This window comes from Clostridium sp. UBA6640 (genome assembly GCF_002455975.1).
Classification (GTDB): Bacteria; Bacillota; Clostridia; order Clostridiales; family Clostridiaceae; genus Clostridium_J.
The window spans coordinates 44,777-64,262 of sequence record NZ_DKLM01000045.1 but is presented as its reverse complement, the minus strand read 5'-3'; the positions used below and the strand labels follow the sequence as shown (position 1 = coordinate 64,262).

The 19,486-nt window shown below is 30.9% G+C and carries 16 protein-coding genes; 1 reads left to right on the top strand and 15 read right to left on the bottom strand.

Going from position 1 to position 19,486, the window contains the following annotated elements; genetic code table 11:
* Positions 1 to 206 precede the first annotated feature (206 nt).
* Entirely contained in the window at positions 207 to 1,553 is a 1,347-nt protein-coding gene (locus tag B2W91_RS04755) for an aminotransferase class V-fold PLP-dependent enzyme (protein WP_291579132.1), read from the top strand.
* 147 nt (positions 1,554 to 1,700) lie between these two features.
* On the opposite strand, the gene B2W91_RS04750 is transcribed toward B2W91_RS04755, so the two are convergent.
* The 15 genes from B2W91_RS04750 to ord form a co-directional block, all read right to left on the bottom strand.
* Positions 1,701 to 2,684 (bottom strand): lipoate--protein ligase, encoded by a 984-nt coding sequence (locus B2W91_RS04750; RefSeq protein WP_291579131.1) that lies wholly within the window; start codon positions 2,682 to 2,684, stop codon positions 1,701 to 1,703.
* A gap of 21 nt (positions 2,685 to 2,705) precedes the next feature.
* Complete coding sequence (gene lpdA, locus B2W91_RS04745; RefSeq protein ID WP_291579130.1) at positions 2,706 to 4,097, bottom strand: dihydrolipoyl dehydrogenase; 1,392 nt, start codon at positions 4,095 to 4,097, stop codon at positions 2,706 to 2,708.
* A 114-nt stretch (positions 4,098 to 4,211) separates the two neighbouring features.
* Positions 4,212 to 5,660: an aminomethyl-transferring glycine dehydrogenase subunit GcvPB gene (gcvPB, locus tag B2W91_RS04740; RefSeq protein ID WP_291579129.1), complete on the bottom strand. Its 1,449-nt coding sequence runs from the start codon at positions 5,658 to 5,660 to the stop codon at positions 4,212 to 4,214.
* The gene (gene gcvPA, locus B2W91_RS04735) at positions 5,660 to 7,000 is read right to left on the bottom strand and encodes an aminomethyl-transferring glycine dehydrogenase subunit GcvPA (protein WP_291579128.1); all 1,341 of its coding nucleotides are present in this window, start codon (positions 6,998 to 7,000) and stop codon (positions 5,660 to 5,662) included. The genes gcvPB and gcvPA overlap by 1 nt, the downstream gene beginning before the upstream one ends.
* 1 nt (position 7,001) lies before the next feature.
* Complete coding sequence (gene gcvH / locus B2W91_RS04730; RefSeq protein WP_291579127.1) at positions 7,002 to 7,385, bottom strand: glycine cleavage system protein GcvH; 384 nt, start codon at positions 7,383 to 7,385, stop codon at positions 7,002 to 7,004.
* A gap of 13 nt (positions 7,386 to 7,398) precedes the next feature.
* Positions 7,399 to 8,505, bottom strand: coding sequence for a glycine cleavage system aminomethyltransferase GcvT (gcvT, locus tag B2W91_RS04725; protein ID WP_291579126.1), 1,107 nt, complete (start codon positions 8,503 to 8,505; stop codon positions 7,399 to 7,401).
* 576 nt (positions 8,506 to 9,081) lie between these two features.
* Positions 9,082 to 9,681, bottom strand: a complete 600-nt coding sequence (locus B2W91_RS04720) for a zinc dependent phospholipase C family protein (protein ID WP_291579125.1) — start codon at positions 9,679 to 9,681, stop codon at positions 9,082 to 9,084.
* A gap of 576 nt (positions 9,682 to 10,257) precedes the next feature.
* On the bottom strand, positions 10,258 to 11,166 hold the full coding sequence (locus B2W91_RS04715) for an AEC family transporter (RefSeq protein WP_291579124.1): 909 nt from the start codon (positions 11,164 to 11,166) through the stop codon (positions 10,258 to 10,260).
* A gap of 31 nt (positions 11,167 to 11,197) precedes the next feature.
* On the bottom strand, positions 11,198 to 12,268 hold the full coding sequence (gene orr / locus B2W91_RS04710) for an ornithine racemase Orr (protein WP_291579123.1): 1,071 nt from the start codon (positions 12,266 to 12,268) through the stop codon (positions 11,198 to 11,200).
* A 16-nt stretch (positions 12,269 to 12,284) separates the two neighbouring features.
* A complete protein-coding gene (locus B2W91_RS04705) occupies positions 12,285 to 13,598 on the bottom strand; it encodes a GlmL-related ornithine degradation protein (RefSeq protein WP_291579122.1) in 1,314 nt (437 codons plus the stop codon).
* Positions 13,599 to 13,800: 202 nt separating this feature from the next.
* A complete protein-coding gene (gene oraE / locus B2W91_RS04700; RefSeq protein ID WP_291579121.1) occupies positions 13,801 to 15,978 on the bottom strand; it encodes a D-ornithine 4,5-aminomutase subunit OraE in 2,178 nt (725 codons plus the stop codon).
* Positions 15,978 to 16,340 carry an ornithine aminomutase subunit alpha gene (locus tag B2W91_RS04695; RefSeq protein ID WP_291579120.1) on the bottom strand — a complete coding sequence of 121 codons (363 nt, stop codon included), beginning with the start codon at positions 16,338 to 16,340 and terminating at the stop codon, positions 15,978 to 15,980. Before B2W91_RS04695 ends, oraE begins: the two co-directional genes overlap by 1 nt.
* A 20-nt stretch (positions 16,341 to 16,360) precedes the next feature.
* On the bottom strand, positions 16,361 to 17,785 hold the full coding sequence (gene ortB / locus B2W91_RS04690) for a 2-amino-4-oxopentanoate thiolase subunit OrtB (protein ID WP_291579119.1): 1,425 nt from the start codon (positions 17,783 to 17,785) through the stop codon (positions 16,361 to 16,363).
* A gap of 45 nt (positions 17,786 to 17,830) precedes the next feature.
* Positions 17,831 to 18,124 carry a 2-amino-4-oxopentanoate thiolase subunit OrtA gene (gene ortA / locus B2W91_RS04685; protein WP_291579118.1) on the bottom strand — a complete coding sequence of 98 codons (294 nt, stop codon included), beginning with the start codon at positions 18,122 to 18,124 and terminating at the stop codon, positions 17,831 to 17,833.
* 103 nt (positions 18,125 to 18,227) lie between these two features.
* A complete protein-coding gene (gene ord / locus B2W91_RS04680) occupies positions 18,228 to 19,274 on the bottom strand; it encodes a 2,4-diaminopentanoate dehydrogenase (RefSeq protein ID WP_291579117.1) in 1,047 nt (348 codons plus the stop codon).
* Between the last annotated feature and the right edge of the window lie 212 nt (positions 19,275 to 19,486).

Below are 19,486 nucleotides of genomic sequence, written 5' to 3'. Positions count from 1 at the left end.
TTTCATCCTAAATTTTTCATTCTTCATTATTAATCCTTAATTTCTAAGGTATTAATCTGTTTTTATAAGAAATTTATCTTCCAGAGTATACATTAAGTTTTCACATTGTATCCCTATATTTGTACCAATTATTATAGTATTTAATATTATGATTATATGGGTAGTACTATATAGCTATAAATGCTATGCATGAAAGGAGGTAAAAAATGAGTAGTAAATATAATAACGTATATAGAAAACTAGTAGTAGGTGTCAACAACAAAGTACCTTTAATAGACGGTACCTTAGTAACTGGCATAAATTTTGATAATGCTGCAACTACGCCTCCTCTTTTCTGTGTACTAGATGATATTATTCACGTCTCACCTTACTATTCTTCTGTTCATCGTGGTGAAGGATACAAGTCTCAAGTTTCTACCATGCTATATGAAGAAAGTAGAGATGTGGTTGGTAAGTTTGTAAATTATGATTCTAATTATATGCAAACTATTTTTGTAAAAAATTGTAGTGAAGCTATAAATAAACTTTGTAACATCCTCTGCGAAGGAGATGGAGATAAAGTAATATTATCTAGCTACATGGAACATCATTCCAATGATCTACCTTGGAGAGCAAAGTATAAAGTTGATTATATAAATGTTGATGATTTTGGTAATTTAGATCTTAATGATTTAGAAAATAAATTAATTAAATATCAAGGAAATATAAAGCTTGTAACTATAACCGGTGCTTCTAATGTAACCGGTCATAAAAATCACATCTATAGTATTTCCAGGTTAGTTCATAAATATGATTGTAAGCTATTAGTAGATGGTGCTCAATTAGTTCCTCATGCCCCTGTAGATTTAAGACCTTTTAATTATGATGACCATATAGATTTCATAGCTTTTTCTGGTCATAAAATCTACGCTCCTTTCGGTTCTGGGGTGCTAATAGGTCCAAAGGAAACTTTTGAACATTGCCATCCAGATCATGTAGGAGGGGGAACTATTTCCTTTGTAACTCCTGACTATGTGAGGTGGGCTTCATCTCCTGATAAGCATGAGGCAGGAAGTCCAAATGTTCTAGGTGCATTAGCTATTGTTTCCGCTATTAGAAAACTATCATCTCTAGGAATGAAGAACCTAGAAAACTATGAGAGATATTTAACAGAATATGCTACTGCTAACCTTTTATTAATTCCACATGTAACTCTTTATGGAGACTATTTAAATTTCAATGATAAAGTTAGCATAATTTCTTTTAATATAGAGGGCGTTCATCATGGAACTTTAGCCAAAATTCTATCTTATGAATTTGGCATTGCAGTAAGAAGCGGCTGTTTTTGTGCTCAGCCTTATATGCAAAAATTGCTAAACGCAAGCCAAGAAGAGATTACTAGAAATATGTCCCTTCCTAAAGAATCTTATCCAGGAACTGTTAGAATTAGCTTTGGCATGTATAATACTATAGATGAAATTAATAGACTTTTATATGCTATGGATGAAATAGCATCAAATAGAGAATATTATATAAAGAAGTATCAAAATATAAAAAGAACGCTTTTAGATTAACAAATAGCCGTGGCTTAAAACCACGGTTTCTTAGGATGTAATTACATTTAATTTCTAATTTTCTTAATATATATTTTGAAGAGAAATTGTAAAGTTTAGCTTTTATACATAAAAAGCCGTGATCAAGCTCACGACTTTCTAAGATCTTTATTTTATTAATAAATTTAAAATTTCATCCTCTTTTATGTTAGAGAAATACTCGCTTATTTGAAAATTAGATAATACTTTTTTAATTTCACTTTCTTCATGATTTTTACCTATAAGAGATTTTTCTATTTCCCCTATATCTTCCTTACCAAAAAAATCTCCAAAAATCTTCACATCTTTTATTACACCCTTTTCAACTTTTATATTAGCTTCTACAGTACCACCTGTAAATTTTTTCTCATTATAAAAATCATATTTAGGCGACTGTCCAAAATTCCATTTCCACGTTTCGTATTTAGATTTTTTTAGATTTTCTACATCTCTTATTTCTCTTTCACTCAATCTTTCAATAACTGCATTTTTGTCATTCTTTGTGATGTACTCAAATATTAAAGTCTTAAATTCTTCTACTGTAAGAGGTGATTTTAAATGTTCACTTATATTTGTGACTCTACTTACCACTGATTTTACTGCTTTATCTGAGAATTTTACCGGCTTTGATATTAATGCACCACTTAAATTATTCATATTGACAGAAAATAATATACAACCATGATGCATCATTCTATTCCTATGCTTACATTGTGCATTTCCAACAACTTTTTTTCCATCAATAAGCAAGTCATTTCTGCCAGAGAATTCAGCTTTTATACCTAATTCTCTTAAAACACCCACAATAGGCTGCAAAAACTTTTCAAAATCAGTAAAACTTTCTCCATCATCTCTGACTATAAAAGTAAAATTAAGATTTCCCAAATCATGAAATACGGCACCACCACCACTTTGTCTTCTTACAACCTTAATATTATTAGTTTTAACATAGTCAACATTTATTTCTGATAGTGTATTTTGATTTTTTCCTACAACTATACAAGGCTCGTTTCTCCATAAAACAAAATACTCATCATTTTTTTCTTTTAATAAATACTCGTCTAAAGCTAAATTAAAATATGGATCTATACATGTATTATCTATATATCTCATAACTGTTTACCCCTTGTAAATCTATTTATTTATACTGTGTATTGCTTCTCCATTTAAAGCTAGTATTGCTTCATGAAAGGCTTCCCCTAAAGTAGGATGACTATGAACTATATCTTTTATATCATAAGCCTTCATTTTTTTATCTATAGCTAAAACCCCTTCATGGATTAAATCCGAAGCATGAGGTCCCATAATGTGAATTCCTAATAATGTATTGTCTTCGCTATTGCATATTGCTTTAACAAACCCTTCTCCTTCTCCAAGCGCCAGTGCTTTTCCATTAGCACCGAACAAGAATTTACTCTTTTTATAAGGTATGCCTTTTTCTTTAGCTTCTTCTTCAGTAATTCCAACTGTAGCTATTTCTGGGAATGTAAATATACAATTTGGAATAGAAGGACTTTCAATATCTTTATTTAATAATATTTTTTCTACTACTTGTACACCTTGATGAGAAGCAGCATGAGCTAGTTGGCATATTCCATTTACATCACCTATAGCGTATATGTCCTTTATTGAAGTTTCATAATTCTCATTAACTTTAATTTTTTTCCTATCAAAATCTACTCCTATTTTATCTAGGTTCAATCCATCAAAGTTACCTCTCCTTCCTTTAGCCACCAGTACCATGTCAGCCTTAATTTCTACTTCCCCTTTTTTACTGTCGCACTTTATAATAACTTCTTCTTCTCCACTAATACTTTTTACCACAGTAGAAGTTTGTATCTGAATTCCCGTTCTTTTAGCCATAGCTGTATATCTTTTAGTAATTTCTCTATCTACGTCATATAATATGGAATCTCTTGCTACTATAACTGTTACATTAGACCCTAGTGAATTAAAGATACTAGCGAATTCCATTCCTATTACTCCACCGCCTATGACAGCTAAAGTTTTAGGAATATGATCAAAATCTAAAAGTTCATCACTTGTTATAACTTTCGGATTATTAATTCCTTCTATAGGTGGAATTTCTGATTTTGAACCACTAGCTATAATTATGTTCTTTCCCTTTAATATTGTCTCGCCTTCTTTAGTCATGACACAAATAGTATTATTATCAATAAAAGAAGCCTCTCCACTTATAAACTCTACACCATTTCCTTCTATAAGCTTTTCAATACCACCAACTAAAGTATTTACAATCTCACTCTTTCTATTTTGCATTCTTTCTACATTTACTTCATAGTTATCAACTTTTATACCAAAATTCTCGATATGTTTTAAATTATTTAAAAGTTCAGCTGTTCTATATAAGGTTTTAGTTGGAATACATCCTCTATTAAGACAAGTACCTCCCACTTTATCTTTCTCTATAACACATACTTTTGCACCTAATTGAGCCGCCCTTATACCAGCTACATATCCGCCAGGTCCACCGCCAATTATGATAATGTCTTTTATATTATCCATACAAATGCACCTCCACATTTTAAACACTTCTAATGAAAATCGTAAGCTTTATAATTAATTGTCTATAAGATTTGTAGTTTAAGTAAAGGCGTGACTGAACATCACGCCTTATTTTTACCACTTTAATATAGGGGTTCTAGCTGCTTTAACTTGATCTAATCGTCTTACTGGTGCATTATGAGGTGCATCATGTAATAATTCTGGATTTTCTTTTGCCTCCACAGCTATTTTTTTCATTACCTCGATAAACTCATTAATAGTTTCTATACTTTCACTTTCAGTTGGTTCGACCATAAGTGCTTCTTCAACTATTAATGGGAAATATACTGTTGGAGGATGAACTCCATAATCCATCATTCGTTTTGCTACATCTAGTGTAGAAAGTCCATTAGGATTATCTTTTAGCCCTGCAAAAATAACTTCATGCTTGCATACCTCGTCTATAGCTACCTCATAATAGTCCTTTAAGGCTTCTTTTATATAGTTAGCATTTAACACGGCATTTTCAGATACTGCTTTTAAACCATCGCTGCCCATACTCAATATATAAGTATATGCTTTTACTAACACACCAAAATTACCATAGAAACTTCTTATTTTCCCTATAGATTCTGGTAAATTATAATCTAGTGAAAATTTATTATCTTCCTTTTTAATTAATGGAACTGGAAGGAATTTAGCTAGTTTTTTATTTACTCCTACTGGAGCTGCTCCTGGTCCCCCTCCACCATGAGGTGTAGAAAAAGTCTTATGAAGATTTAAATGACAAACATCAAATCCCATATCTCCAGGTCTTGCAATTCCCATGATAGCATTTAGATTTGCACCATCATAGTACAATAATCCGCCTGCTTCATGAACTAAATCACTTATAAGCTTTATATCTTTTTCAAACAATCCTAAAGTACTAGGATTTGTAAGCATAAGTCCAGCTATCTCATCATTTAACACACTTTTCAAAGCATCTATGCAAACTCTGCCATGTTCATCGGATTTGATTTCTACTATATCAAATCCTGCTACAGCTGCACTAGCTGGGTTAGTTCCATGAGCTGAATCAGGAACTATTATTTTATTTCTTTTATAATCCCCTCTGCTTTCATGATAAGCCTTTATAAGTAAAAGACCTGTAAACTCACCATGAGCACCTGCAGCTGGTTGAAGAGTATATTCATCCATACCGGTAATTTCACAAAGTCTTGAAGATAAATCATACATAAGTTCTAATGAACCTTGTACTGTATCCTCACTTTGATATGGGTGTATTTTTGAAAATCCTGGTAAACTTCCTATATCTTCATTAATTTTGGGATTATATTTCATAGTGCAAGATCCTAATGGATAAAATCCTTTATCTACACTATAGTTTTTATTTGAAAGAGCAGTATAGTGCCTTACTACATCTACTTCACTAACCTCTGGAAGATTTAAATCTTCTGTTCTGAGCATATCTTTTGGTACTAAATTTGCTATATCAATATCAGGCACATCTAAAGCAGGAAGTTTATAACCTTTTCTACCCTCTGATGATAGTTCAAATATAATTTTATTATACTTCTTCATTATATCTCCTCCATCACTTTTACTAATGTATCAATTTCTTCTCTTGTTCTTTTTTCTGTTACACATAAAAGCATTGAATTTTCATAATGAGGGTATGCCTTAGCTAAATTATATCCACCTAATATATTTTCATTTAATAACTTTTTATTAATTTCACAAGGTGAAGTTTCTGATTTTATTGCAAACTCTTTAAAGAATGGTTTGTTAAATAATGGTTTGTATTTTCCACTACTTGTTAATGCTTCATAAGCATAATGAGATTTTTTAATACATTGAGTTGCAATCTCTTTTATTCCTTCTTTACCTAAAGTAGCCATGTACACAGCTGCACCTATAGAAATTAAAGTTTGATCTGAGCATATATTGGAGGTAGCTTTTTCTCTTCTTATATGTTGCTCACGAGCTTGTAATGTTAGAACAAAGCCTCTCTCCCCATCTACATCCTCTGTTTGACCTGCTATTCTTCCTGGCATTTTTCTCATAAGCTTTTTAGTAGTATTTAAGAATCCTAGACCTGGTCCACCAAAGCTTATATTAGCTCCAAGTCCTTGTCCATCACCAACTACTATATCCGCCCCAAGTTCACCAGGACTCTTCAATATACCTAATGATATAGGATCTACACTCATAATTAAAAGTGATTTATTGCTATGAACTAATTTTTCTATCTCTCCAATTTCTTCTATGATTCCAAAGAAATTAGGGCTTTGTATAATAACCGCTGCTATGTCCTTATCCAAAGCACTTTGAAGTTTTTCAATATTAGTTGTGCCTTCACATTCCTCAATTTCCACCATATTATAGCCCTTAAACTTTAAATAAGTCTTAAGCACTGTTCTAGTTTCAGGATTTACTGTGGAAGAAACAGCTATAGTTTTTCTTCTAGTTGCATCTATAGCCATTACTGATGCCTCAGCAGTAGCTGTAGCTCCATCATACATAGCTGAATTTGAAACTTCCATACCTGTTAAATTACAAATCATACTTTGATATTCAAATACACTTTGAAGCGTACCTTGACTTATCTCTGGTTGATATGGTGTATATGCTGTATAAAACTCAGATCTTCCTATTAAATGTTTTATTGTAGCAGGTATATAATGATCATAACTTCCAGCTCCTAAAAAACAAGTAATATCATCTGTAGATTTATTTTTTCTTACCAATTCTTTTATTCTATTAGTAACTTCTATTTCTGATAAGGATTTTTCCAAATTTAAATCTCTATTTAGCTTAAGTCCACTTGGTATATCTTTAAATAAATCATCCATAGATTTTATTGAAAGAAAATCAAATATTTCCTGTATCTCTTTTTCTGTATTAGGTATATAAGGAAACATATTATTCCTCCTTATCACAAATATTTTCGTACTCTTTTGAATTTAATAACTCTTTAAGTTCACTTTCGTCTTGTAATTCCACTGCTATCATCCAGTTCTCATAAGCATTTTCATTAACAGACTCTGGACTGTCAATTATTTCTTCATTAAACTCAACTACATTACCACTAACTGGTATATAAGTATCAGAAGCAGCTTTAACAGATTCAACTACTCCAAAAGCGTCACCTTTAGAAAATTCTGTTCCTTCTTCTGGTAGCTCTATAAATACTATATCTCCTAACAATTTTTGAGCATAATCAGTAATTCCAATATAAGCCTTGTTTCCTTCTACTCTTATCCATTCATGATTCTTTGTATATAATAAATTATCTAAAACTAACATCTTAAATTCCCCCTTATTTTTGTGTTTTTTTGCTATAAAATTTCTTATTAATAAGTACAGCTTTTAATTCTCTGTTTCTTACTTTAATAAATATTTCACTTCCTAATGCTGAATATTTTTCATCAATTAATGCAAATCCTATATTCTTTTTCAATGTAGGTGACATGTAGCCTGTAGTAACATGTCCAATATCTTTACCTTCTACTATAACTCTATAACCATGTCTTGCAATTCCTTTATCAAGTAATTCAAATCCAACTAATTTCCTTTTTACCCCATCTGACTTTTGCTTTACTAATGCATCTCTACCTATGAAATTATCTTTATTGAGTTTTACAAAAAAGCCAAATCCCATTTCTAAAGGTGTTATTGTAGCATCCATTTCATTTCCGTATAATGGTAGAGTCGCTTCAAATCTTAAAGTGTCCCTAGCACCAAGGCCAATCGGTTCAACTCCTAAATCTTTTCCCTCTTCTAAGATGGCTCTCCATAATTCAACTAAATTTTTAGGGTCAGTATATATTTCGAAACCATCTTCTCCAGTATATCCTGTCCTTGAAATTAAGCATTTTTTACCTTTAACTTCTACATCTCTTCTAAGTTTAAAGAAACCTATTTCTGATAAATCTATAGAAACTAATTTTTGAAGGATTTCTTGTGCTTTTGGACCTTGAAGTGCCAATTGCCCAATTTCTTCAGAAATATTATTTAATTCTACGTCATAGTTTCCTTTATTATCCAACATCCATTTATAGTCTTTTTCCATATTGCTGGCATTTACTACTAAAAAATATTCTTCTTTTGAAAATCTATAAACAAGCAAGTCATCTACTACACCACCAGTTTCATTACACATGAAGGTGTATAATACGTCATTGTCCTCTAAGGTTTTTACATCATTAGTTATAAGATAATTTACAAAAGTTTCAGCATCTTTTCCCTTGATGATTACTTCTCCCATGTGTGATACATCAAATAGTCCGGCTCTCTCCCTTACTGCCTCATGTTCTTCTAAAATTCCCCTAAACTGTACAGGAAGTCTGTATCCTGCAAAATCAACAACCTTTCCTCCATAATTTTTATATTCCTCTATTAGAGGGGTAGTTTTTAATGTATCCATCTTAATCCCTCCTACTATTATAGATTTACTTTTCGGAATACGTTTACACCTCAATTTTATGAAGTATATTATCATAGTATGCCTAAAGTACTTGCCTACTAATTAATCCCTCAAAATATAATGTGAGGAATCCTTAGTAATTTTTTACTCTACAATACATATTATAATATTAATTTCACAATAATTCAAACTATTCTAACTAATTATTAATATATTTTTTAAACTTTATTATATAAATTGATGGCTGGATAAGCATATTTTGATACTTTATTAACGCTTTTTTCTTGTCTATTTTATATGTAAATAATTCTAATAAATTAATTCTATATATCTTTATATTAAAACCCTTGTAATTCTTATAATAATTATTATTTTCTTTATTCTTTAATTGTATATCTTCATAATTAATGATTATTTTAACGAAGTTGTTATTAATATTTTATTAACTCCTAACATTTTATTCATTTTCACAGTAACTATAACTAAAGAAAATATTTTTCTGTGTATAGTATAAAATTCAATATAAAAAGCCGTAACTAATAGTTACGACTTTTTTTGTATATAGTCTAATTTTTCTTAATAATTCTCAACTTGAAGTTGTTGTAATTTGCACCTATTTATATATTGATTTAATATTATATTTCCCACCATAAGACACGCTCTTGTAGAATACATCATATCTTTTTCATACTCTTTTAGTTTATTGTCTTGTATATATTCTTTATGAAGATTTTCAATAGAACTTATTAAATCTTCAGTGGATATTTCATCTTGTAAATATCTACAACTTGGTATTGAACTTATTTTATTAATATATTTTCCTATATACATCATTTGATGAAACTCATATACATGATGCTGAGGTATAGTTCCCTCATAGTTACCATTATGAGGATAGCAAAAGAAATCACAAACAAAATGCAATATTGCACCTAAATCTCTTAAGAATTTTTTGTAGTTTATACCTTCTTCAATATCTCCATAAATTTTATTAATCAGATTATATGCATATTCAGTATATGCTTCTTTTGTATGATTTCTCATAGTAGTTTCAATCTTTATATCTGGTCTTATATTACCGTAAAAAAAGTTAGCTTTTTTAATATCTACATCTAATTCTTTTTCAAATCTTGGTGTAAAATGTGATGCTAAAATTATATGTGTAAATACATTCATCTTCATTACCTCTTATCTAAATTTGTATAAGGTTAATTTTTAATAGTTGTTTACATAAAAAATAAAACAATTTGGTAATCATTCTATAACTAAATTTAAGATATAATTTTCTTAATCTTTAACCTAACACTACTATTATTATATTAATAATAAAACTCATTTTCAAATTAAAATTTTATTAGAAAACATTATTATTCTGAATAATTAGCTATTTTATTGTAAGTCTTTATTTTTTATAACTATCTAAAAAGCAAAACTTTTTAGATTACATTTACAATAACATTAAACATAATAAAGCACTATTAAATTATCTAATTTTAATAATTTAATAGTGCTTTATTTAAAACTATAAAATTTTATTAATAAATCTTTTAACAAAAGTGTATTTAAAAAAGTCTTTTAAAAGATTTATATCTAACTCGTGTCTATAAACTATCTTACATCCATAGTGCATAATATTTTCTCCACCTATTATTGGAGTTTCTACTATATTTGATTTTTCTATGGTTAAACCACACTATTTAAATTTTCATAATATCTTCCAAATTTACTTCCACAAAAGGCTGATTCGCTCCTCTATATTACTGCTATAATAATTATTGGTATAGTTATCATAGAAATTAATGTACTTACAAAAACCGCCTTAGAAGCATAACTAGCATCTTTCCCGTATCCATTAATAATAATTGGTGCTAAAGTTGCGCCAGGCATTGCTTCTATTATAACGCAAATTTCTATTAAACTCTTATCTATTCTAAAGGTTTTCATTATAAATAAAACTATAAATGGAACTAATATCAAAATATTAAAACTTCCATAATATAAAGACAAATCAGAAAATAAATCTTTCATCTTAATTTTAGATAACATAGAGCCTATTATAATCATAGAAATAGGGGTAGTTGTATTACCTAAGTGCTTAACTCCCTCCTTAATTGGTAATGGTAAATCCAATGGTGCAATAAAGAGAATAACCCCAACTAAAACTGCTATCATTGATGGGTTTGTCATGACTTTTTTGAAACTTCCCTTTTCATTATTATCTAAAAGTCTTACTCCTATAGTCCACAGAAATAAGTTAAACCCCATATTAAACATAGCAGCATAAAACACTGCAATTGGGCCTAAAACGCTATTTAGAATTGGATATCCCATAAATCCTACATTAGAAAAAGTAGTTACAAATCTTAAAACTCCTTGTTTTTCACTTTTGTTTTTTATATATAGAAGTTTTGTAACTAATAAAAGACTTACATGTATTACAATAGAATAAATTAAAATTTTTAATGCATTCCCTAGGAGTTCTTCACTATAATCAATATTAAAGGAAGTAACTATAAGAAAGGGTAAGGTAATGTTAAGTAATAATTCAGACATCCCCTTCTCTACTGTTTTATTTATAAATCCTTTTTTAGCTCCATAGTATCCCATAAGCATCATAAAAAATAAGGTTAAAACTTGATTTATTATTTCAATATTACTCACATAATTCCCACCATTTATTCCATATTAACTTCTATTCAATATAATATTTACTCACATATTCTGAAGTCATTGCTTGCAATAAACATCCATATTTTACATCAAACTCTACAATATCTCCAACTTTATAGTCATATTCACACTCTGTTATATCTAAAATCATATGATCACTACTTGCCCCTAGAATTTTCATTTTTTCATCTTTAGGGTCCATAGCATCCATTTTAATGTCTTGTCTGCCTACTGCAACTATTACTCTTTTCCTAATTCCAAGATCTTCAAACTCAGGTACTTCTCCAAAGGCATTTAATCCTATCGTACCTGTAGGTATAGAAGGTTTGCTTTTCACCTCAACAACTTCTGCCTTTAATGTAAAAACATCACTGTAAGTATTAGGTATCCTTTTTGCAAAGGAAGATTCTGTACCTAAAAGTATACCTTCTCCAATTCTAAGTTGAGTAACTCCTTTTGGAATTGTACCATCCATAATCATATAAAGACTACTAGAGTTTCCGCCTGAAATTATTGGAAGATTTATATTTAATGTCTCTTCTAACATTTGTTTCATTTTAATAAGATTCCCTAAATTATTTTCATCAGCTAATACTCCACCATAGCAAGTTAAATTAGTACCTAATCCAACTAACTCTATATTAGGTAATTTTATTATTTCCTTTACTGTATCTAAAAGATCGTCTTCAAATATCCCTTCTCTTAAGTCACCTAAATCTACCATAAGTATTATTTTATGAGTCTTATTTATACTTTCTGCTGCTTCTGAAAGCTTTTTAATAACTTCAAGCTCAGAGTTTAAACTTACATCAGAATATTTTACAACATCTAAAGCTTCACTTCCCATAGGAATTCTTACAGTATATTTTTTACATTCCAAATGTTCTGACTTTTTAAGATTTAAAATTCTTGCATCTCCCACATTTTTAAGACCTGCTTCTACAAGAGCTCTTGTTATTGGTTCTTTTGCACAATATCCTTTTGTAATGCAAACAACTTCAATGTTATGTTCTCCACAGATGTTCATAATAGTCTGAACATTATGCTTTATTTTTGGTAAATTTACTTCTATACATGGATAATTTTTTTTCATATGCTTAAACTCTCCTTTAATAATAAACTAGCTGCTTCTTTANNATATCTTCTATAGATAAAACGCCTGCACAAGCCATTATATACATATTATCTAATAGTATCTTAGCTCCAACCTTAGGGTACATAGTTAAATCTTCATTTAAAGCTCTAACTCCACTTAAAAAATCTTCTCCCTTTGGAAGTCTTGTAAGTGCTCCACCTGTTCCTACGATATATTTAATCATAGACAAGTCCTTACCATAGGCTAAAAAGTTTTTTCCTGCGCCATATGCTCTTTTAATATGGCCAACGTGTCTTTTAATAGCAGTATCTACCGCTTTTTTAGTTAAAACTCCACTCCACTTTTTGTCTTCTTCAACTGTTGGTATAGGTTTTATATGAAATTTTATCTCCTCTGAAGTTAATCCTTCTTTTTCTCTCTCATCTAAAAGTTCAATAACATTATCACTGTTTATATATACACCTAAGTCTCCTTCTACGGTTCTTTTAGCTTTAGGTTCTGGAGTCACTAATATATCTAAAATTTCAGTGGAACCTTCTGTTACAGAATGTACATCTGTAGTTGCCCCTCCTACATCAAAAACCACTACATCTCCCATAAGATCATAAATCAATTTTGTAGCCTCCATTACAGCACCTGGTGTTGGCATTATAGGTCCATCTACCATTTCTTTTATTTTCTCCATTCCTGGCGCCTTAACAATATTTTTTTCAAAGGCTTTTTGAATCATTGCTCTAGCTGGTTCTACATTTAGCTCATCCACTCTAGGATAAACATTGTCAATTATATAGAGTTCTTGATTTTCAAATATATCTTTAACTTCATCAACATTTGCTATATTCCCGCAGTAAACAATAGGAATATTTAATTGTTCATTACTTAATAATTCAGAATTATAAAGCGCCGTTTCTCTCTCACCATAGTCTGTCCCCCCTGCAATCATAATAAGATTAGGTTTAATTTCTTTAATTTTTTTAATATCACTTTTTCTAAGCTTTCCTGCTGTTACCATTTTTATAATTCCACCAGCACCTAAAGCTGCTTCCCTTGCCGCTTTTACTGTCATATCCTCTACAAGTCCATGAACAGTAATCTTGAGCCCTCCTGCAGCACTACTAGTTGCTAACATCTTTTTATATTCGACATTTTCTCCGAGTTTTCCTTCTATTTCTTCTAATGCTTTTTTTAAACCTATAGTTACATCTCCATCTAATACAGTAGTAAAGTATTTACCTTGTCCTATTATCTCTACTCCATTTCTAAAATTAAAAGCAGTGACTAACGTTGTAGTGCTCCCTATTTCTGCTACTAAATAGTCAACTTTCATAATAATCCCTCCTAACATTTCAATTCACAATTCACGATGCACAATTCACAATTGTTGATATTTCTCAGCTACCACTGAAAATTTCAAAATTGATTCTATAACGACGAACAGTGTTCGTCAGTTATCTATTGAAACAATTTATGTACTCTTTAAATTTATTTAATTAAAGGCATACATGGTTTTATGTATGCCTTTTAAATATTTACTCTTCTTTTTTCATTAGAGTTTCAATTATAAATGAAGCCACATCATTTCCATGGGTACCTCTACCAAAGCCAGCATCCATACCATTTGTTTTTGCAATTTCATTACTTACTTGAGTTCCTCCAGATACTAATATAAACTTATCTCTTACACCTTTTTCTATACAAAGATCATTTATCTTTCTCATGTTTTTAATGTGTACATCATTGTGGGTTATTATCGTGCTTGCAACTATAGCTTGTGCTCTAGTTTCTATAGCTGCATCTATCAATTTTTCCACTGGACAAGATGTTCCAAGATAAACACATTCTATACCGTACCTTTCCATTCCACCATGTTTAATATCTATAATTTCTCTTAGACCTACAGAGTGTTCATCTTCTCCAACAGTAGCAGCTACTATTTTAACTGGATTATTTTGAACGTACTCTTTCATAACAGCATCACTTAAAAGTTGTTTTTTCTCTGGAACTTTTAATTTACTCTTGTCAATCTTAAATGCTACTCTTCCTTTTATTTCAACTAATGTACCTTCTGCTTCTTGCATTACCTGCTTATGAATAACCTCAACATCAGTTAAATTCATATTTTTTCCCATTTCCAGCGCAGCAGCTTCAGCTATTCTTTCACTTTCAGGTAAGAATAAGGTTACTGATACATATCCATCTTTACTCCACTCAACTTCAGGTGTTATAGTTCCGTCCTCTTTAACTTTTTCCAATCTCTTAAAGACATTATCTTCTTCATCTAATTCATCTATATATTGAATTTTATCATGATTACAAAGTGTACATTCCTTTATAGCATCACAAGGTTTATTATATTTTTCTGGAACATTATTATATCCAAAATGAGCACAGACTGGTGCAAAGTAATCTTCATCCCTCTTAAATACTGTGTCTACACCAATACCTCCATCAATTTTTCTTGCTATACCATCACTATTTCTAGCTGGATACTCCCCTGAATCAACAAAGAATCCTTTTTGAACTGCTTCAAAATATCCACCATTCTCAATTATTTCCTCTAAGAATAGTATTGCTCTTTCTTTAAGTTCCCTAACCTTTGTTGGCAAGTACCCATCTTTTTTAAGCTCAACCATCTCCATTAAACCATCCATACCAATTAGCGCTTGCTTTGCAGTATTCACAGCATGAATATTATTATAATGCCAAGGTACATTCCTTCCTTCATCAGGAGTTATTGTACTTTGAATATCTACTGAGGTAAGCTTAGAAATTAATAAATTTAAACTATGAGTAACAGTAGCTTCTCTTGTACATGAATCCATGTATTTGGTGTTCATTTGAGCTCTCATTTTATAGTTTCTAAATAAATCTCTAAGAGCTACAGCATATGGAAGATCATATGTTAGGCAAGGTGCTGGTGGCGCTGTAGGAGGAACTGTTGAAAGTGCAATATTTTCACTCTTCATTCCTACCTTTTCAGAATACTTAGAGTTAATAGCATGTTGAACCATAAGCTCTGGCATTACATTATATCCCTTCATAGCAGTTGCATTAGCATTATGTGCTCCATCTATTTGAACAATATCTCCCCATGCCATAAGCTTTTTAGCTACTGCTGCGTCTACAAAGGAACGAACCATATTTATATTTCTATATAACACGTTATATTGAGGATCTTGGTGTGCTCCATTTACTCCTTCCTCTGCAAACATAACTGCAATATCCGGTCCGGCTACACCAGATACATAGGAGTGAAAATTTATTTCTCTTCCTACTTCTTCCTCAATTAAATCTAAAGCTTTTCTTGTAGCTCTAACTTCTTTTCTTGTAATTGGAACTCCACCTATACCTTCTGGTGATCCTTCAATTAATCCATCGTAATGGCTTTGGCCAGCTGTTCTTATAACCATTATATGATCAGCTCCATGCCAAGCAGCCATTCTCATTCTTCTTATATCATCTTCAAATCTACCAGAGGCAATTTCTGAAGTTATAACTGGTATTGGTTGAGGGTCTATATTTTCAAAGCTTCTTGCTGATGGTAAAGCTCTACTTTTCTTAAGGGGAGCAGAAATTTCTTTATATTTAAATTCCCCAACATCTCCATCATATTTTTCTCTCCAATGCCATCCTCTTCTTTTAGGTCTATATTTATCTAAATCTTTAAGAATTTCTTCAACATTTATTTTTTTATTCTCTTGTAGCATTACTTATCCCCCCTAAAAAGTTCAACTACTTCATTCCATCCTTTTCCTTCCCCTAGTATTCGTCCTGCATCTAAATAATCAATACCTTTAAGCTCACTATATTTTAAAACTATATTTCCCATACCTTTAGAAAGTAGATTTACCTTAGTACCCTCTATAACTATTTTAGAGGCCTCTATACTTGAAAATCCCATTCTAAGTAATACTGAACGTTCTATTGATGGAGAAGTGTGGTTATGAGCAAGATCTACTAATGGATTAACTATCTCTTCTGTCAGTGACCAAAATCTTTCATATAATTCTTCATCACTTAGATTCTTTAAGTGTTGCCTTCTTGATTGAAAATCATCTTCTCTTTTCACAAAAGTTCCCCCCTAGACTTTTATTTTATATATATCCCCTCTTGAGATAAGATGTCTAACATTTGAATTTTTGATAACTTAGTTTCACTACATAAAAATTCTACATCCACTATATCTAGCATATTTTTTTCCAATTTTTTTAAAGTATTCTTTATTAAGGATTTCCTATAATTATTTAAATCTTTTTCTTTTATTTTTAAATCTTTAGGATGCTGTGGTAAAATTAGATTTTTCCCTGGAATCTCTTCACTTGGATCTCCAATTAATNNCATTAAAATTTCTATACCATTATCCTTAGCAAAAGTAAGTTGAGGTAATATATGTTTTCCTGCACCTGTATATTCTGTTTCTTGTACTACAATTATTGCATCATCCTCCATATCTTGAGCCAATACAAAGGCTGCTGCTAAGGATGTATTTCCTGCTGGTCCTCTCTCTAAACCCTCAAGCTGTGCCAAAAGCTCCGTCATATAGAAAATTTCCCCTTGAGATACAGTTACATATCTATCTAAATATCTAAGTGGTCTAGCAGCACTTCTTGGTACATCACTTCTATCAGGCCATACCATAAAAGGTATTCCAAAACCTGTATGACCTGTAGTAAAAGATTTTTTATTAAAATCACTATCACTAGCCATATGAAGACCTTCTAAATCTGCTGATGCACCTATTATTTTTGTATATAAGGCTCCAGCTTTTATAAGCCCTCTAGCTGTACCTGTAACGTTTCCTCCACCAGCATGAGTCGCTACTACCATGTCAGGATCTTTTCCAAACCTTTCTCTACACTCTGTTGCTATTTCATATCCTAAAGTTTCAATACCTGCAACGCCATAAGAAGAGTATAGTGAAGCATTATAATAGCCTGTTTCTTCAAGCATATTCAAGAAAGTATAAAACAATTCAGGACCAACAGTAAGTTGCATGACTTCAGCCCCTAAACAGTCACACTTTCTTCCTTTTTCTATTATTTCAGGCTGTCCTATTTTTTTAGAATCATAACATTCCTGTACTATAATTGCCTTTAATCCACGGATTGCAGCTTGAGAAGCTACTGCCGCACCATAATTTCCTGAAGTAGCTGAGGCTACACCTTTATATCCTCTTTTTTTTGCATCATAGATAGATACACTTGCTCTTCTGTCCTTAAAACTACCAGATGGATTGCAACTCTCATCTTTCACAAAAATTCTAGCTGCTTTCCCACTTTTAGAAACTTTTCTTGCCAGATTAGTGATATTTTTTAGTTCAAGTAAAGGAGTATTACCAACTCCTACTTCTCTTTGAATTTTCATAATATCACTTAGAGAGTATCCAATATCTCTCATCATTCCTTCATAATCAAAAGAAATAACTCCAGTTTCATACTTTGAGAAGTCTATTCCTACAGATTCAATCATTATTTCATTTTTTCTAGCCATTAAAGCTTCGTATTTATTCACCATCATCACCTACTTTAATAAAAAACTTTTCTATACATTATTTACATTCTACTCTTCAAACAATATTTTCTTTGCTTGCTTTCCTATATAAGAAATTTCCTCTATATGTCTTCCAAAATCATGATTATAATAAGGCTCTATCGCCACTACTACTCCACTAATTATTCTTCCTATAGCAGTTTCTATTTTAACTTCCTCACCTAACTCACAATCTTCTAAAACATGTCCTCTTACCCACATCTTAAGAGGGGTACTTTTAGTATCCTCTGGTATAGATTTAGCTCTATCTTCTATAGATAAAACTTCACTAATAATTTCAACGTAGGTACCTTTCTTAATCATAAAATCACTACCTTTAAAAATAATTTTCTTATAAATAATTGCTTAAAATAATAAATAATTTGAAAATTCAATTAATTTTACTTATATATTTTTAATAGCTAATTTATTGTCTGTAATAATTAACTTGATCACTAAAACTATTTTCTATAGCATGTGGAAGCGGTAAATCTATCATTGTTTTAAGTCCTGAAGAAGCTGTTATAACCAGTGGAATCATATTTATAGCCATTGCCATTGTTCCTATTCCACCTGGAGTTTCTGGCTTAATTGAAAGATGTAGATCAGCATCTCCATATACATCAATATAATCCCCTGTATCAATAGCTTCACATTCTGGATGAATTTGTTGAGGATGCTCTAATGTAATAACAGCTTTTCCATCACTGTAAGCTGTAGCTATATGATTACATCCTGCAACCATACCTGGTTCGACCACTACGCATGGTGTTTCCCTATGTGTATTAGATATAATAGGCTCCCTTGTCTCAACAATTTCATCATACTCAAGTCCTAATGCCTTAGCTACCATTGGAATGGATTGAGCAAATCCTATATGACCAACTATAGAACCATCTTCAATCCCAGCTTCAAATTGTTCTAAAGTTGTTCCTACACCTTGAGTTCTCATAACTGTAGCTCCAAATGGAGATAAATCATTAATTCTCGCAGCTTTTATTGATTTTACACTTCTACATCCAGCAGATAACATTAGTATTAATGAATCTAAGACAAAACCTGGGTTTACCCCTGTTCCCAAAATTGTCACATTATTTTCTTTAGCTAAATTGTCCATATCTGTAGATAAATCAGGCTCAATTACGTATGGATATGCCATTTCTTCTGCAATTGTTATGCAATTTTTACCACTTTTCACAATAGCTTTTATTGCTGGGAATCCTAATTTTACAAAAGAATCTATAGCTAATATAACTATATCTGCTTTAACATTTTTTATAACTTCTAACTCATTTTCAGATATAGATACGCCTTTCTTTTCTAGACCTAAATATCCTCCTAAATCTTTGCCAATTTTATTAGGGTCTTTATCTATTGCACCTACTACATCTATTCCTTTCTTCCCTAATGCCATCTTAGCCATTCCACTTCCCATAGCACCTAATCCCCAAAATATTACCTTAACATTTTCCATATATAAATCCCCTCCTATAATCAATAAAATTTTAATTATATAATTAAAATCTAAATATTAGGTCTCTAAAATAACCAGTCAAAGATGTAGTTATATTCTGTATCAAACGAGGAGGCAAATTATTCTCATAATTCAGCTATGAGTAACTTCTATAGAGTTCCTCAATGAAAATTTAACTTATGCATAATTTTAATTTCCATAACAAAAATTCT

What these genes read in the sequence shown, in the direction of transcription:
- oraE (WP_291579121.1), bottom strand. Translation starts at nt 15,978, where the DNA reads ATGCTACAAGAGAATAAAAAAATAAATGTTGAAGAAATTCTTAAAGAT.
- B2W91_RS04750 (WP_291579131.1), bottom strand. Translation starts at nt 2,684, where the DNA reads ATGAGATATATAGATAATACATGTATAGATCCATATTTTAATTTAGCT.
- lpdA (WP_291579130.1), bottom strand. Translation starts at nt 4,097, where the DNA reads ATGGATAATATAAAAGACATTATCATAATTGGCGGTGGACCTGGCGGA.
- ortA (WP_291579118.1), bottom strand. Translation starts at nt 18,124, where the DNA reads ATGATTAAGAAAGGTACCTACGTTGAAATTATTAGTGAAGTTTTATCT.
- gcvPB (WP_291579129.1), bottom strand. Translation starts at nt 5,660, where the DNA reads ATGAAGAAGTATAATAAAATTATATTTGAACTATCATCAGAGGGTAGA.
- gcvPA (WP_291579128.1), bottom strand. Translation starts at nt 7,000, where the DNA reads ATGTTTCCTTATATACCTAATACAGAAAAAGAGATACAGGAAATATTT.
- gcvH (WP_291579127.1), bottom strand. Translation starts at nt 7,385, where the DNA reads ATGTTAGTTTTAGATAATTTATTATATACAAAGAATCATGAATGGATA.
- ord (WP_291579117.1), bottom strand. Translation starts at nt 19,274, where the DNA reads ATGGAAAATGTTAAGGTAATATTTTGGGGATTAGGTGCTATGGGAAGT.
- gcvT (WP_291579126.1), bottom strand. Translation starts at nt 8,505, where the DNA reads ATGGATACATTAAAAACTACCCCTCTAATAGAGGAATATAAAAATTAT.
- B2W91_RS04720 (WP_291579125.1), bottom strand. Translation starts at nt 9,681, where the DNA reads ATGAATGTATTTACACATATAATTTTAGCATCACATTTTACACCAAGA.
- orr (WP_291579123.1), bottom strand. Translation starts at nt 12,268, where the DNA reads ATGAAAAAAAATTATCCATGTATAGAAGTAAATTTACCAAAAATAAAG.
- B2W91_RS04755 (WP_291579132.1), top strand. Translation starts at nt 207, where the DNA reads ATGAGTAGTAAATATAATAACGTATATAGAAAACTAGTAGTAGGTGTC.